Genomic DNA, 14,151 nt, shown 5'->3' with positions numbered 1-14,151 from the left:
AAGCATTCACTGGTCAGACCAGAGAGCATAAACAGGCCCCCAAATGGCAATCTCCCAGGAAATCTCATATCGGCTGGAACGCCTTATTCTCGACGGCGGGCTGGCTCCGGAGCAGAAGATACCGTCCGAGCGCCAACTGGCGACCCGGCTGGGTGTTTCCCGCGCAGTGATCCGGGAAGCCCTGCATGAGCTTCAGGGCCGCGGCGTTATTGAGACCCGCCACGGCAAGGGGTCGTTTGTGGCCAGCATGGTGCCCGGCGCGAGCGAGCTGGGAGAACAGAGTCCGCTGATGCATCTTTTCGAGGGACATCCCCGCACACTTTTCGACCTTCTGGAAGTACGCGAACAACTGGAAGGCCAGGCCGCCTATCTCGCTGCCCTGCGGGCAACCCGCCTCGACCGGCATCGCATCACGAAGGCGTTCCGGGCGCTTGAGGATACCGACCCGCTTCGTAACGCCCGTCTCGACCATGGTTTCCATCTTGCGATTGTCGAGGCATCCCATAATCCGGTACTGGTGCATGTGCTCAACAGCCTGAAAAACATGATGTTGTTGACCGTTCAGGCCTCGGTTGCCAACCTGAACCCGAGAGAAGAAATGCGGAAGAAAATCGTCCGCCAGCACCGGCAGCTGTATGAGGCCGTCATCGCTGGCAAGCCGGCCAACGCCCAGAAGGTGGCGATGGCCCACGTACGGTTTGTCAGTGAGGCCATGAGAGACATGGAGAAAGACGGAGGCAAACTGATCAGGCTGCCCATTGAACAGGACAAAGCGAATGATCATTTGCGGGCAGAAGCCTAGCATGGCAAAAAGCTTGCATTGAACAATCATTCGACCACAATGTCATGCAGCGAACGGCGGTGAAATTCGGTAAAACGCTCTCTTTAAGGGATTGATTTCCGTATCCACAGTCCGTAAAACATGCGCCTTTGAATTACAGCCCCAGGAGTCACCCATGGCGGACCAGTCGCCTTTGATCTGCAGGGACATTCACAAGACCTTTGACCAGCTTGAAGTGCTCAAAGGTATTTCACTGGAGACCCGCAAAGGCGACGTGGTTTCCCTGATCGGCAGCTCCGGCTCCGGCAAGAGCACCCTCCTGCGTTGTATAAACCTGCTGGAAACCCCCACTTCCGGCGACATTATCGTGCACGGCGACCCAATAAAGTTCACGACCAACCGCAGGGGCGAACGCATTCCCGCGGATAACAAGCAGGTTGAGCTGATCCGCGCCAAACTTTCCATGGTGTTCCAAAGCTTCAATCTCTGGTCTCACATGACGGTGCTGGAGAACATCGTTGAAGCGCCGATCCACGTGCTCAAGGTTCCCAAGAAGGAAGCCATCGAGCGCGCGGAAGCCTATCTGAACAAGGTGGGCATCTACGAGCGCAAGGACTACTACCCGGCCCAGATGTCCGGTGGCCAGCAGCAGCGGGCGGCTATTGCCCGGGCCCTGGCCATGGAACCGGAAGTCATGCTGTTTGACGAACCCACGTCGGCGCTGGACCCTGAGCTGGTGGGGGAAGTACTGAAGGTTATGCAAAGCCTGGCCGAGGAAGGCCGCACCATGATCGTGGTTACCCACGAAATGGCGTTCGCAAGGGATGTGTCGAGTCAGGTCCTGTTTTTGCATCAGGGCGTGATCGAGGAACAGGGTACCCCCGAAAAAGTGTTTGATCACCCGGATTCGGAACGCATGAAGCAGTTCCTGACTCCCAACTTCTGACACTCGGTGCTATCTTGAACCGGTGAAAAATAAAATGCTGGAACCAAAAACTTCCATCAAAAATAAAGCCCAAAAGGCAAACCACTGGAGAAGTGACACATGAAAAAACTGATTGTTGCAGCAAGCTGCGCCCTCGCCCTGATTGCAGGCGGTGCACAGGCCCAGGAACGTAGCCTCCGCATTGCATTCGACGTGCCCTACGAGCCGTTTGAGTACAAAGACGAGAACGGCGAGCTGACCGGTTTCGAAGTGGAACTGGCCGAAGCCATGTGTGAAGAAATGAACGCTGACTGCGAATTCGTTATTCAGTCATGGGACGGCATGATCCCGGGTCTGCTGGCGCGTAAGTTTGATCTGATCATGTCTTCCATGTCCATCACTCCGGAGCGGGCCGAGCGGGTTCTGTTCTCCGAGCCGTACTACAACACCCCGGGTGGCTGGTTCGGCCCTGAGAGCTTCAACACCGACGTCACCGACATGGACGCCATGAAGGGCAAGACCGTGGGCGTTCAGCGTGGCACCACCATGGACACCCACGTAACCGAAAACATGGGCGGCATTGTGACCATCAAGCGTTACACAACCGCCGATGACATGGTTCTGGACCTTGAAGGCCAGCGTCTGGATGTCGTCTTCGTAGACTATCCGGTAGGCGAGCAGACTATACTGCCCAAGGAAGGCTTCAAGGAAGTTGGTGAGCCCGTAAAGCTGGGTGAGGGTGTTGGCGTTGCCATGCGCAAGCGAGACGCGGATATCGCAGAGCAAGTGAATGCAGCCCTTCGCACCCTGAAGGAAGATGGGACCTACGACACCCTCATGCAGAAGTACTTCGCCTACGACATCAAGATGTAAATCTGCCTGGAGCGGCCGTTAAGGCCGCCTCTGCTTACCGGACGTTCCCATGCTTGATCTGAAAGGTTATGGCCCGGCCCTGATAGACGGGGCAATCGTTACCCTTGAGCTGGCCTTCCTCTCTCTGGCCCTCTCGGTTGTCCTGGGACTGATTGGCGCGCCTGCCAAACTGTCGCAAAGCCGGGTTGCCAGAGGCATCGCCACCACTTACACCACCTTGATACGTGGCGTGCCAGACCTGGTCATGATGCTGCTGTTCTACTATGGCGGCCAGGTTGCCGTAAACATGCTCTCGGACTACATCTGGGAAGCTTACGAAATCGATTTTTTCTTTCAGTTCGACCCGTTTATCTCTGGCGTGGTAACGATCGGGCTGATCTTCGGCGCCTACATGACCGAAACTTTCCGAGGTGCCTTTCTGGCGGTTGAAACCGGCCAGATTGAGGCCGCCCGCGCCTACGGCTTTACCCGCCTGCATACTTTCCGCAGGATCATGCTGCCTCAGATGCTTCGTCATGCCCTGCCCGGGCTGGGCAATAACTGGCAGGTTCTGCTGAAAACCACGGCACTGGTGTCGATCATCGGGCTCACGGACATGGTCCGGGTTGCCGAGGAAGCCGCCAAGGCAGAGCGGATGCCTTTCCACTTTTTCATTCCGGTGGCATTTGTCTATCTGGCCCTTACGGCGGGGTCTGAGCTGTTCATCAAGTGGCTCGATAAACGGGCCAATGTCGGCGTGGTTCAGGGGGGTTAACGGATGCCTGATTTCATTGCCGAGTGGCTGAACCAGAACGAAATCTTTACCGCCATGACCATCATGGAATACTGGGATGGCATGGTGACCACCGTGCATCTGGTGTTTCTGTCCCTGGTTATCGGTTTGCTGGTGGCGGTTCCGCTGGCCATCCTCCGGACGGTTCGCAACCCCTTCGTCTCCGGCCCGGTGTGGCTTTACACCTATCTGTTCCGCGGCACACCATTGCTGATCCAGCTTTACATCATCTATTACGGGCTGGCCCAGATTGAGGGCATCCAGGAGACCTTCTGGTGGGAGATTTTCCGGGAGCCTTTCTACCCGGCACTGCTGGCTTTCACACTGAACACGGCGGCCTATACCACGGAGATTATCCGCGGTGCGATCATATCTACACCCAACGGTGAAATTGAAGCAGCCAAAGCCTATGGCATGAACTGGTTTATGCGGATGCGGCGGATTGTGCTGCCAAGTGCAGCGCGGCGGGCGGTGCAGGCCTACTCCAACGAGGTGATCTTCATGCTGCACGCCAGTGCGATTGCGAGTGTAGTAACCATTGTGGATCTGACGGGAGCAGCCCGTAATATTTACTCCCGGTTTTATGCGCCGTTTGATGCGTTTATCTTTGTGGCACTTTGCTATATGGCGCTCACGTTTATACTGGTTTTTGCTTTCCGCAAACTCGAAACTCATCTTCTGAAGCATCAGCGGCCGGTGAACGGCTGAGCCCGCGGAACATCATACTTCAGTGCCCGGGCAGGCAGGGTATTGCCTCCCGGGAAACGCTACGAGCACATCCATGTGCGCTTGACTGAAGCCATCCATGGCTTCAGACATTCCCGGGAGGCAATACCCTGCCCGCCCCCAAACCTGGTTCGGGGCTTCTATGTCGGCAAAACAAGATCTGTTCGGAACGAATTGTGACTGGCTTTCCCACGCCCTGGACAACCCAGCCGCATCACTCCCAGAAATCAAGACCTTTCTCCCCGACGGTACCCGAATCAGCCGCAAGGCCGTGGGTGTTCTGGACATTGTTCCCCCGGCTGGCCGAAGCAACCCGAATGCCGAGGCCATCATCGTTTCCGCAGGTGTTCACGGGAACGAAACAGCGCCCATTGAGGTTCTTAACGGACTGGTTTCCGAACTGATTGAGGGCGAATGGGAGCTGGCTTGCCCGGTCTTGCTGATTCTGGGTAATCCCCCCGCGATGGTCGCAGGGAAGCGCTTTCTGGAAGTGAACCTCAATCGGCTGTTCGATGGCGCGCATAGTCGGAACGAGTATGAGGGGCTGGCCGAGGCTGCGCGGGCGCAGGAGCTTGAGGAGGCTTGCCGGCAGTTTGCCATGGCCAATCCCCAGGCGCTCTATCACTACGACCTGCACACGGCCATTCGGCCGTCACACCGGGAGCGGTTTGCACTGTATCCGTTTGTTGAGGGCCGGACGGTTCCGGTCGACCAGCGTGATTTTCTGCTGGAGGCGGAGGTGGAGACGCTTCTGCTGCAGCACAAGGCGGGCACCACGTTTTCGTCGTTTTCCTCGTCGCTGTTGAAGGCCGAGAGTTTTACCATGGAGTTGGGTAAGGTTCGGCCGTTTGGTCAGAATGATCTGGGGCGCTTTTCCGGCATCCAGGATGCCTTGCGACGGCGGTTCCGGGGGCCACCCTCACCTGCGCCGCAGCCGCCGTTTGATCACCTGACGGTGTTCGAGGTGGTGCATGAGATTCTGAACACCGGGAAGAACTTCCGGTTCCACATTCCGGACGATGTCGCCAATTTCACCGAGTATCAGCCCGGCACAGTCATCTGGGAGGACGACGAGACCAGTTACCGGGTGGGGCATTCACCAGAGGCGATTGTGTTCCCCAATCCGGAGGTTCCGGTGGGCCATCGAGTCGGGCTGATGATCCGGCCAGAAACGGGGTCAGATGAAAGTTTCATCTGACCCTCGTTCCGGCTGATCAGGCCGGGGCGTTTTCGGGTTCCGGCACGCTGGCTTTGATCAACTGGGTGCAGACAGCCGGGATGACCAGCAGCGTGAGCACCGTTGAGGCCAGCAGGCCGGAGATGATGGCCCAGGCCATGGGTGGCCAGAGCGTGGAGCTTGAGAACGCCAATGGCAGCAGGCCGGCCACGGTGGTTGCTGTGGTCAGCAGGATCGGGCGGGTGCGCTGCTCTACCGCGTTGCGCATGGCGTCGCGGATGTCTCTTCCTTTCTCCAGTTCCCGATCCATCACGTCCAGCAGAACGATGGCGTTGTTCACCACGATTCCCACGAGGGCGATCACGCCAAGCAGAGACTGGAAACCGAAGGGTGAGCCGGACAGCACCAATCCGGGGAAAATACCGACGGTAGCCAGCGGCACCGTCAGAAGGATAATGCCGACCCGGCGGAAGGAGTTGAACTGCAGCAGCAGGAAGAACAGCAGCAAAAGCATCCCGATGGGGGCTGCGGTGAGCAATGCGGTATTGGCTTCACCGGAGCCCTCAGCATCGCCGCCCATGGCCATGCGGGTACCCGGCGGTAACGGGTTTCTCTCAAGCCCTGCGTAAAGGCCGTCCAGAGCCTGGCTGAAGCTGTAACCGGTTTCGAGATTAGCCGTGACGGTGTTCATTCTTACGCCATCACGCAGGTATCGAGCCGCCGGTTCCCAGGTGGTATCCACTGTCGCTACTGCTGAGAGCGGTACGGCGTCCCCCCGGTCGTTGTAGATATTCACTGACAGCAACCGTGAAAGCGACAGGGCCGTGCCCTCGCGGGAACGCAGCACCAAGGGGATGGGATCCTCTTCCTGGCGATAGCGCTCAGCCACCACACCAAAGCTCTGGCCATAGAGGCTCTGGGCCACATCGGCCCGGGTCAGGCCGTAGCGGGCCGCCGTGGCATCGTCGACGTTGATGGCAATACTCGGAACGCCAATATCCAGGTCATGGCGGACATCAACCGTGCCCTCAACGCCTCTCAGAATGCTGAAGATCCGCTCCACCGCTTCGATCCGGGCACCATCATTGGCATGGTAGACACGGATTTCCACCGGCGCAGCCCTGGGCGGCCCCTGCCCGAGGATACCCACGGTCACATCCAGTTCCGGCATCTGGTCTTTCACGTGCGCGCGAATCCAGCGGATCATGCCGGTAGTGTCTTCCAGTGTGGGTGTGGTAACCACCAGCCGTGCCCGGTTCGGTGCCTGGGGGGCGCGCTGCAGGTTGTAATAAAATGAAGGTCCGGTGAAGCCTACGAACCGGTGGACCTTCAGGGCGTCCGGCTGTGAACGGATAATTCGCTCCAGACTTTCCGTGGCCTCAGCCGTGCGGGCCTGGTCGGTGCCTTCGGGCATGTAGACTTCGACAATCACCCTCGGGCGATCGGCATTCGGAAAGAACTGCTGGGCCATGAAGGGGGTCATCGCAAGGCTGATGCCCACAAGTATGGCGCCGGCGGTAATCAGCCGTCCGGGGTAACGGGATACCAGGCCACCCAGAAAACGGGCTACTCCGATCAATCGGTCCTGGCCCGCCTTGCGGCGGGGCTTCAGGAATCTGGCCGCCAGCAAGGGAACGGCGGAGATAGCCAACAGATAGCTGACGGACAGTGTCAGCATGATCATAACCGGCACGCCACGGGTGAAATCCGCAGCACCGCCCTTGGCCAGAAGCAGGGGTGCGAAGGCCGCCAGTGTCGTTCCCGTTGAGGCACCCAGCGGGCCGGCCAGCTCGCTGACGGCCTGGCGCAGGGCATCCAGCCGCCGCATGCCCTCATCCAGGTGCCCCTGGATGTTTTCGACGATCACGATGGCGTTGTCGATCAGGATGCCCAATGAGATCACCATGCCAATGACGGCGATCTGATGCAGCACGCCCCCACCGAGGTCATAGAGCCCGACACTGATCAGGGCAACCATGGGCAGAATGGACGCGACCAGCAGCCCCATACGAATGCCCATGCCGGTAAAGACCACCGCCACGATGATCAGCACTGAAAGCACCAGGCTCCAGGCCAGGTTATCGAGCCGTTCCTGCACCTTGTCCGGCTGGAAGAACATCTCCCGGATCTCGTAGGGTTCAAAGTCTCCGCGAATCTGCTCCATGCGTTCGCGCACCCGCTGACCAAAGCGGATCGCATCGGTGGTGCCCTCTTCCATAATGATGGAGACCAGCACCACCCGTTCGCCGTCGTACCAGGTTTCCGGCTGTCTGGGTTCTACTGGTCCACGCCAGACATCCGCTGCCGCGGCCAGGGGCACCTGTGAGCCATCCGGAAGTTCAATGGGCGTGGCGCGGATGGCGTCAATATCGGCAAACTCGCTGTTGGGAAGGACCGACAGGCGGCGGCCATTGACCACCACGAAGCCGCCGGGAATGGTCTGGTTTCGCCGCGCCAGCGTGTCCAGCACCCGCGCCGGTGAGATACCAAGCCGGAAGAGCGCGGCATCGTCCAGTGCCAGGGTAATCTGCTCGTCTGCATCGCCTTCCAGCTCAATCCGGGAAACCCCCGGCAAATCCGAGAGGTTCTGCTTCAACCGTTCAGCAACGTCGGATAGTTCCGTTACCGAGGGCGAGCCACCTACGGCCATGACGATGGCAGGAATATCGATTAGACGGTCATCAAGTACCATCCGGCCCACATCGTCCGGGAAGTCCTGCTTCGCGCGCTCCATGGCCTGGCGCACTCGGTCCCAGGCGGGGTCGGTGTCGTAGATGTCGTCATTCAGGCGCAGGCGCACGATGGCAACGCCGGTACGGGCGGTGGACTGGGTATAATCCACCTCCTCCACCTGCCGAAGTTCATCCACCAGGGGCCTGAGTACGAGCCGTTCAACGGCCTCGGCGCTGGCACCCGGATAGTTGATGCTGATCAGGCCGGCCCGGTAGGGAAACGACGGGTCTTCCTGGCGTGGCATGGTGCTGTAAGCCGCGATACCCAACAGGCAGAGCATGGTCACCACCATGCCCAGCAGACGCTGGCAGTTCAGAAGCCGGCGGGTCATCAGCGCACCTCCACGGCATCACCGTCCGCCAGCCGTGTCATGCCGGCATAAACCACCAGGTCACCCGGGGACAAATCGCCAGAGGTAACCACCACCCGCTCGCCCACGACCCGGTCGACTTCCACCGCAACACGGGAGGCCACATTATCCCGGACCCGGAACACACTGACGCCCTCGGCGTTGCGGATCACCGACAGCAGGGGCACTGTGATGGCAGATTCCCGAACAGGCGTGATGCCCACTTCTACCGGCTGGCCGGGCTCCAGGGTGTTTACCGGCAGGCTCACCAGAACCGGATGCAGCTCGCCGCGAATGGCGCTGGCCTGGGCAATCTCGACCACCGAACCGGATTGTGGCGGGCGGCTGCGGTCCTGGACGGACCAGACAGGCAAGGTTTGCTCCAGCTCGACATGATCCAGCAGATACGCCGGTACCCGCACCTCTACCTCACGGCCCTCGGGCGAGGAAAGCCGCATCACCGGCTGTCCGGCCGCCACGAATTCGTCCCGCTCCACCAGCAGGGCTTCAACCCGTCCGGAAAAGGGCGCCCGAAGTGTACTTTCCTCGAGCAGCTGGGTTGCCTCCGCCAGGGACGCCCGCGCCGTTGCGACGCTCGCCTCCAGGGAGTCCCGCCGAGCTGCGAGCTGCTCCAGCGTCTGTTCGGACACCACACCGCGCTCGTGCAATCGGCTGGAGCGCTCCCACTCCCGCTGAGCCTGCTGATACTGGGTTCTCAACTCTTCCAGGCGGGCCCTGGCAGAATCCCGGGCCGGCTCCAGGCCTGGATTGTAGACCCGGGCGAGCAGATCACCGGCCTGTACCTTCTGACCGAGCTCCACCGCCTGCTCCTTGAGGGTGCCACTGACCTGGAAGGTCAGTGTCGCTCGCTGGGTAGCACGAACAATTCCGGAAAACCGCAGCGGCATATCCTGGCTCTCGCCGCCGGAAACTTCAGACACACGCACTGAAACCTTCTGCTGCCCGGGCTCCGGGGCTACGTCACTGGCTTTACAGCCCGACAGAAACAGTGAAAAAACCGCAAGAGAAACGATGGCAACGGGGATTCGAAGTGGTGTCATGACTCTTCCTTTCATCCTTGCTTGTGTAGTTGGCGGGGTCCTGTCCCTGGAGAAACCCGATGATTGATTTAGACATCATGTCATTCTTTGACATTTTGTCAATAATCGGGTTTGATTCGATTTCAGGTATCCTATGCGTGCTGTTGCCAACTTACCGGATGATTGAATGAGCGAACCGCTGAAAACCCGTCGCGAGCGTGAGAAACAGGCCCGTTACGACACCATCCTGGACGCCGCCGAACTGGTGTTCTCGGAAAAGGGCTACGAACGCACGTCCATGGACGACATCGCCCGTACCGCCAGCCTTAGCCGGGCCTTGCTGTACGTGTACTTCAAGGACAAGGCTGCGATACAGAGGGGCATTATGCTCAGGGCGGGCCATAGCCTGTTCCGTCGATTTGAAGAGGCAAGACAGACCGCGGATAACGGGCTGAGCCAGATCCGGGCGATGGGAGAATCCTATTATCGCTTCTATCTGGAGGAACCGGATTACTTCTCGGCTTTGACCAAGGCGTCCACCGCCATGGCAGAGGCAGACGAAAGTCAGGCAGAGGAAATGTTGTGCTCCAAATCAGACCTGATGGAGCTGATGGTGGGGGCCATCGAACTGGGGCTACGGGACGGCACCATGAACCGCGACCGGATCAACGACCCCGTTCAGACCGCACTGTACCTGCGCGGGGCCCTGCACGGGGTGATCCTGCTCTGCCAGTCGGAAATGGGCGAGGGTAACCCGGCGTTTCCGGCCGAGCAGCTGATCCGGCACACCATGGATATGCTGACGTCGTCGATTTCTGCCTGACAACTCGCAGCCCGGCAGGCTGCTAGAGCTGGAAATCGTAGATGGAGCCCAGGCCCATGATCCCGGTGAGTTCGTCCAGGGCTTTGCGAACCTCCTCCAGCAACATCGGATCGCCAAGCTCGTTCTGGCTGAGTTCATCCCGGTAATGGGCTTCCACCCAGGTGGTCAGGCGCTCATAGAGTTCATCGGTGAGCAACACACCCCGGTTGATGGCTTTCAGCTCATCGTCGTTGAGCACCACCCTCAACCGCAGACAGGCCGGGCCACCGCCATTGCGCATAGACTGCTTGACGTCGAACACTTCCACCGCGGTGATCGGCCCGCCGGACTTCACCAGGCCATCCAGATAACGGCTGACCGAAGCCACTTCTCGGCACTCGCCGGGCACCGCCAGCAGCATGCCGTCGGGTGTGTTCAGCAACTGACTGTTGAACAGGTAGGAGGCCACGGCATCTTCCAGCGGCACATCGGCACTGCTGACCCGGACCGCTTCCAGCTCGGCACCGGTGAGCCGCTCCCTGATGTCCGCCAGCACCTGCGCTTCGTTAAGAAACGCCATTTCATGGTAGAAAAGCGTATTACCGTTGCCCACCGCTATCACGTCGTTGTGGAAAACGCCGCCATCAATGGCGTCCGGATTCTGTTGGGCAAACACCGCATTCTGGTCCCTGAGACCATGCAGCCGTGCCACCGCCTGGGATGCCTCAAGCGTTTGCCGTGCCGGGTATTTCTTCGGAGCCGGAGCCTGCTCGTTGAACGCCATCTGGCCATACACAAACAGTTCCACGCCGGGCTCACCGTAACCGGCACACAACCGGGTGTGGTTGGCCGCGCCCTCATCGCCAAAGTGGCTCACTGATGGCAGCGCCGGATGGTGCGCAAAATAGCTCTCGTCGGCAAAAATGGATTTCAGAGCCCGTCCGGTCACCGCATGCTCAATGGAACGGTGGAACTTGGCGCTCAGGTTGGCCGGAGTGAAATGCACGCGATGGTCAGAGGTATCGGCACTCGGCGATACCGTGGCCGCATTGGCCGTCCACATCGGCGACGCAGAAGAGACTGCCGCCAGGATCGATGGACTGGATTTGGCCGCCTGCTCGAGAACGCGAGCGTCCGGACCTTCGAACCCCAGGGCCCGAAGTGTCGGAATATGCGGCCGCTCATGGGGAGGCAGAACGCCCTGCACATAGCCCCGGTCCGCAAGGCGCTTCATTTTGGCCAGGCCCTGCAGTGCCGCCTCTTTCGGATTCGAGACGGAACTGACATTGGATTTGGAGGCTACATTGCCCCAGGACAGTCCCGCGTAATTGTGGGTGGGACCGACCAGACCATCGAAGTTTGCTTCAACCGCGTGTTTCACCATGGCACTGGGTTCCGTTAATCGAAATTGAGGCCGGGTGCCAGAGACTCTGGCATCTCACTCTTGCCGGCCTCCAGAGAAGCCATGGGCCAGGCACAGTAGTCGGCAGCGTAGTAGGCGCTCGGGCGATGATTGCCACTGGCGCCAACACCACCAAAGGGCGCCGCGCTGCTGGCGCCGGTCAGCGGCCGGTTCCAGTTCACGATACCGGCGCGCACTTCTTCCACCAGCCGTTCATAGAGTTTCCGGTCGTCCGTCAGGATGCCCGCTGACAGCCCGTAGTGAGTATCGTTCGCCAGTGCCAGTGCATCATCAAAGCTCTTGTAGCGATACACCTTCAGCAAGGGGCCAAAGAACTCTTCATCGGTCACGTCCAGACCTGTGGCATCCACGATACCAGGCGACAGCAGGCCGGTTCCGGACTTCAGGGACTTCATCTCCAGCAGGGATTTGCCGCCCTTCTCAAGCAGGCTGGCCTGGGCCGCCAGGAGTTTTTCGGCGGCCTCCGCGGAAATCACGGAGCCCATAAACGGCTGCGGATCGGCATCGAACTCGCCGACCTTGATTCGGGCGGAGACTTCCACCAGCCGGTCGATGAACGCGTCACCTTTCTTGCCCTTGGGTACCAGCAGGCGACGTGCACAGGTACAGCGCTGACCGGCCGACAGGAAGGCCGACTGCAGGGCATGGTGCACTGCACCATCCACATCAGCCACATCCTGAACGATCAGCGGGTTGTTGCCGCCCATCTCCAGGGCCAGGATTTTCTCAGGCTGGCCACCGAACTGTTTGTGCAACAGATGACCCACGGTAGAACTGCCGGTAAAGAACAGGCCGTCAATCAACGGGTGGCCGGCCAGGGATTTGCCCGTGGCAGAAGCGCCCTGGACGAGGTTGATCACTCCATCGGGAATGCCGGCCTTCTCCCAGAGTTTTACCATCAGCTCGGCGACCCCCGGGGTCAGCTCACTCGGTTTGAACACCACCGTGTTACCGGCGAGCAAAGCCGGCACTATGTGGCCATTCGGCAAATGCCCTGGAAAGTTGTAGGGGCCGAAAACCGCAACGACCCCGTGGGGCCGGTGCCTGAGCACGGCGTGACCACCGGCAACATCGGATTCAGATGTCCCGGTACGGTCGTTGTAGGCTTTCACGGAAATGCCGATCTTGCCGATCATCGCCGCCACTTCCGTGCGGGATTCCCACAGCGGCTTGCCGGTCTCCAGGCCAATCTGGTGTGCCAGCTCTTCCTTGTGAGCCTCAAGCAGTTCACCAAAGGCTTCAACAACGGCCTGGCGTTCGGCAAAGCTCTTGCGCTGCCACTTCACAAAGGCATTGCGGGCTTCACGAACGGCCGCATCCACATCCTCCAGATTGGCGCTTTCGCCATCCCAGAGTGTTTCACCGGTCACCGGCTGGACAGATTCGAATACCGGCCCGTGGCCCGGTAGCCAGAGCCCGTCGATAAACAGTTCACCCGTCAGCTTTGCCATTTCGATGCACCTCCCGGTACTGAGCTTCTATAACTATGTTTGGTCAGCAGCCCCGAGTCTTTCAAGGGGGCCAGGCGAACCGGATCGCCAGATTCAATCTGCAAGGCTTCGGCAACTTCAGGTGGCAGGCTGACGGTATCCGGTCCGATACAATCTATCGGCACGGTAGTCACCCGGAAATCCCGGAATGAGCGGTTCGAAACCATGACCCGCTCCTCAGATGGAACGTCCAGGTTGACCGGTTTGCGAGTGACCATGGCGTGCCGGTTCATGCCTTCGCGAACCGTCCGGACATTGTGAACGAAGGCTTCAACCACGGGCCCGCCATCAAATATGTCTACCAGTCCGTTGAAGTTGAACCCCTCGGACTGAAGCATCCGGAGTGCCGGAGCGGTGTTGTCATGGACCCGGCCGATCACGGCACGTGCGGAATCCGGCAACATGGACAGGTATATCGGATACTTGGGCATCAACTCGGCAATAAACGACTTGTTGCCCAGCCCCGAGAGCATGTCCGCTTCGCTGAACTCCATGTCGAAGAATTTGGTTCCCAGCGCGTCCCACAGAGGGCTCCGGCCGTTGGCATCCGACACGCCCCGCATTTCCGCGAAGATTTTTTCCGAGAAGTGTTTGCGGAATTCATCCAGGTACATGAACCGGCAGCGGGAAAGCAGCAGGCCGCTGCCTCCGCCTTTGTACTCATCGGAGAGCAGCAGGGAGCAGATTTCGCTGGTATCGGTCATGTCGTTTGACAGATGCAGCGTTGGAGTCCGCACGTGCACACCCAGCTCTTTCGAGGCATTGACGGTGACGCTCAGACGGTAATTGTAGAAAACTTCATCCAGACCAACGCGAGCCTGGATACCGCTGATACCGACCGTTTTCTTGCGTTCGGTATCCTCCAGAGCGAAGAGATAGAGCCCTGCTTCCGGTGCAATGCGCTGGTTGAAGGTTTCACGGGCGTGATTGATCTTCTTCTGCAGCAGCTCGCGATCCGCCGGCAGGGTGGTCAGCCCTTTACCGGCACCCTGGGCCATGGCGTACAGGTCATCCAGATCGTTTTCCTGTAACGGGCGAATTACCAGCATAAGGTCGCCTC

The 14,151-nt window shown here is 59.5% G+C and carries 12 protein-coding genes; 7 read left to right on the top strand and 5 right to left on the bottom strand.

From position 1 onward, the window contains the following. The first annotated feature begins 43 nt into the window (after positions 1 to 43). From KYE_RS00470 to astE, 6 genes are all read left to right on the top strand, one after another. Positions 44 to 802 (top strand): FCD domain-containing protein, encoded by a 759-nt coding sequence (locus KYE_RS00470; protein ID WP_008169272.1) that lies wholly within the window; start codon positions 44 to 46, stop codon positions 800 to 802. A 154-nt stretch (positions 803 to 956) separates the two neighbouring features. Next, a complete protein-coding gene (locus KYE_RS00465; RefSeq protein WP_008169270.1) occupies positions 957 to 1,727 on the top strand; it encodes an ABC transporter ATP-binding protein in 771 nt (256 codons plus the stop codon). A 99-nt stretch (positions 1,728 to 1,826) separates the two neighbouring features. Further along, positions 1,827 to 2,579, top strand: coding sequence for a transporter substrate-binding domain-containing protein (locus KYE_RS00460; RefSeq protein WP_008169268.1), 753 nt, complete (start codon positions 1,827 to 1,829; stop codon positions 2,577 to 2,579). Positions 2,580 to 2,628: 49 nt separating this feature from the next. Next, the gene (locus KYE_RS00455) at positions 2,629 to 3,333 is read left to right on the top strand and encodes an ABC transporter permease (RefSeq protein WP_008169266.1); all 705 of its coding nucleotides are present in this window, start codon (positions 2,629 to 2,631) and stop codon (positions 3,331 to 3,333) included. Positions 3,334 to 3,336: 3 nt separating this feature from the next. Further along, the gene (locus tag KYE_RS00450) at positions 3,337 to 4,059 is read left to right on the top strand and encodes an ABC transporter permease (protein ID WP_008169264.1); all 723 of its coding nucleotides are present in this window, start codon (positions 3,337 to 3,339) and stop codon (positions 4,057 to 4,059) included. A gap of 160 nt (positions 4,060 to 4,219) precedes the next feature. After that, entirely contained in the window at positions 4,220 to 5,275 is a 1,056-nt protein-coding gene (gene astE / locus KYE_RS00445; protein WP_008169261.1) for a succinylglutamate desuccinylase, read from the top strand. A 16-nt stretch (positions 5,276 to 5,291) separates the two neighbouring features. On the opposite strand, the gene KYE_RS00440 is transcribed toward astE, so the two are convergent. Together KYE_RS00440 and KYE_RS00435 are read right to left on the bottom strand one after the other, a co-directional pair. Beyond that, positions 5,292 to 8,318, bottom strand: coding sequence for an efflux RND transporter permease subunit (locus tag KYE_RS00440; RefSeq protein WP_008169259.1), 3,027 nt, complete (start codon positions 8,316 to 8,318; stop codon positions 5,292 to 5,294). Next, positions 8,318 to 9,397, bottom strand: a complete 1,080-nt coding sequence (locus KYE_RS00435) for an efflux RND transporter periplasmic adaptor subunit (RefSeq protein WP_008169257.1) — start codon at positions 9,395 to 9,397, stop codon at positions 8,318 to 8,320. Before KYE_RS00435 ends, KYE_RS00440 begins: the two co-directional genes overlap by 1 nt. A 166-nt stretch (positions 9,398 to 9,563) precedes the next feature. Between KYE_RS00435 and KYE_RS00430 the strand changes: the two genes are divergently transcribed. Next, positions 9,564 to 10,199: a TetR/AcrR family transcriptional regulator gene (locus KYE_RS00430; protein WP_008169253.1), complete on the top strand. Its 636-nt coding sequence runs from the start codon at positions 9,564 to 9,566 to the stop codon at positions 10,197 to 10,199. 22 nt (positions 10,200 to 10,221) lie between these two features. On the opposite strand, the gene astB is transcribed toward KYE_RS00430, so the two are convergent. From astB to astA, 3 genes are read right to left on the bottom strand one after another with little or no spacing between them, the layout of a single operon-like run. Next, positions 10,222 to 11,562 (bottom strand): N-succinylarginine dihydrolase, encoded by a 1,341-nt coding sequence (astB, locus tag KYE_RS00425; protein ID WP_008169251.1) that lies wholly within the window; start codon positions 11,560 to 11,562, stop codon positions 10,222 to 10,224. 14 nt (positions 11,563 to 11,576) lie between these two features. Further along, positions 11,577 to 13,052, bottom strand: a complete 1,476-nt coding sequence (astD, locus tag KYE_RS00420) for a succinylglutamate-semialdehyde dehydrogenase (protein WP_008169246.1) — start codon at positions 13,050 to 13,052, stop codon at positions 11,577 to 11,579. Beyond that, positions 13,040 to 14,140, bottom strand: a complete 1,101-nt coding sequence (gene astA / locus KYE_RS00415; RefSeq protein ID WP_008169245.1) for an arginine N-succinyltransferase — start codon at positions 14,138 to 14,140, stop codon at positions 13,040 to 13,042. Before astA ends, astD begins: the two co-directional genes overlap by 13 nt. Positions 14,141 to 14,151: the final 11 nt, after the last annotated feature.

The sequence above is a fragment of the Marinobacter manganoxydans MnI7-9 genome (assembly GCF_000235625.1).
Classification (GTDB): domain Bacteria; phylum Pseudomonadota; class Gammaproteobacteria; order Pseudomonadales; family Oleiphilaceae; genus Marinobacter; species Marinobacter manganoxydans.
The sequence above is the reverse complement of the archived record's forward strand: the minus strand, read 5'-3'. Positions and strand labels throughout refer to the sequence as shown.

What these genes read in the sequence shown, in the direction of transcription:
- KYE_RS00430 (WP_008169253.1), top strand. Translation starts at nt 9,564, where the DNA reads ATGAGCGAACCGCTGAAAACCCGTCGCGAGCGTGAGAAACAGGCCCGT.
- astD (WP_008169246.1), bottom strand. Translation starts at nt 13,052, where the DNA reads ATGGCAAAGCTGACGGGTGAACTGTTTATCGACGGGCTCTGGCTACCG.
- KYE_RS00450 (WP_008169264.1), top strand. Translation starts at nt 3,337, where the DNA reads ATGCCTGATTTCATTGCCGAGTGGCTGAACCAGAACGAAATCTTTACC.
- KYE_RS00455 (WP_008169266.1), top strand. Translation starts at nt 2,629, where the DNA reads ATGCTTGATCTGAAAGGTTATGGCCCGGCCCTGATAGACGGGGCAATC.
- KYE_RS00460 (WP_008169268.1), top strand. Translation starts at nt 1,827, where the DNA reads ATGAAAAAACTGATTGTTGCAGCAAGCTGCGCCCTCGCCCTGATTGCA.
- astB (WP_008169251.1), bottom strand. Translation starts at nt 11,562, where the DNA reads ATGGTGAAACACGCGGTTGAAGCAAACTTCGATGGTCTGGTCGGTCCC.
- astA (WP_008169245.1), bottom strand. Translation starts at nt 14,140, where the DNA reads ATGCTGGTAATTCGCCCGTTACAGGAAAACGATCTGGATGACCTGTAC.
- KYE_RS00440 (WP_008169259.1), bottom strand. Translation starts at nt 8,318, where the DNA reads ATGACCCGCCGGCTTCTGAACTGCCAGCGTCTGCTGGGCATGGTGGTG.
- KYE_RS00470 (WP_008169272.1), top strand. Translation starts at nt 44, where the DNA reads ATGGCAATCTCCCAGGAAATCTCATATCGGCTGGAACGCCTTATTCTC.
- KYE_RS00435 (WP_008169257.1), bottom strand. Translation starts at nt 9,397, where the DNA reads ATGACACCACTTCGAATCCCCGTTGCCATCGTTTCTCTTGCGGTTTTT.
- KYE_RS00465 (WP_008169270.1), top strand. Translation starts at nt 957, where the DNA reads ATGGCGGACCAGTCGCCTTTGATCTGCAGGGACATTCACAAGACCTTT.
- astE (WP_008169261.1), top strand. Translation starts at nt 4,220, where the DNA reads ATGTCGGCAAAACAAGATCTGTTCGGAACGAATTGTGACTGGCTTTCC.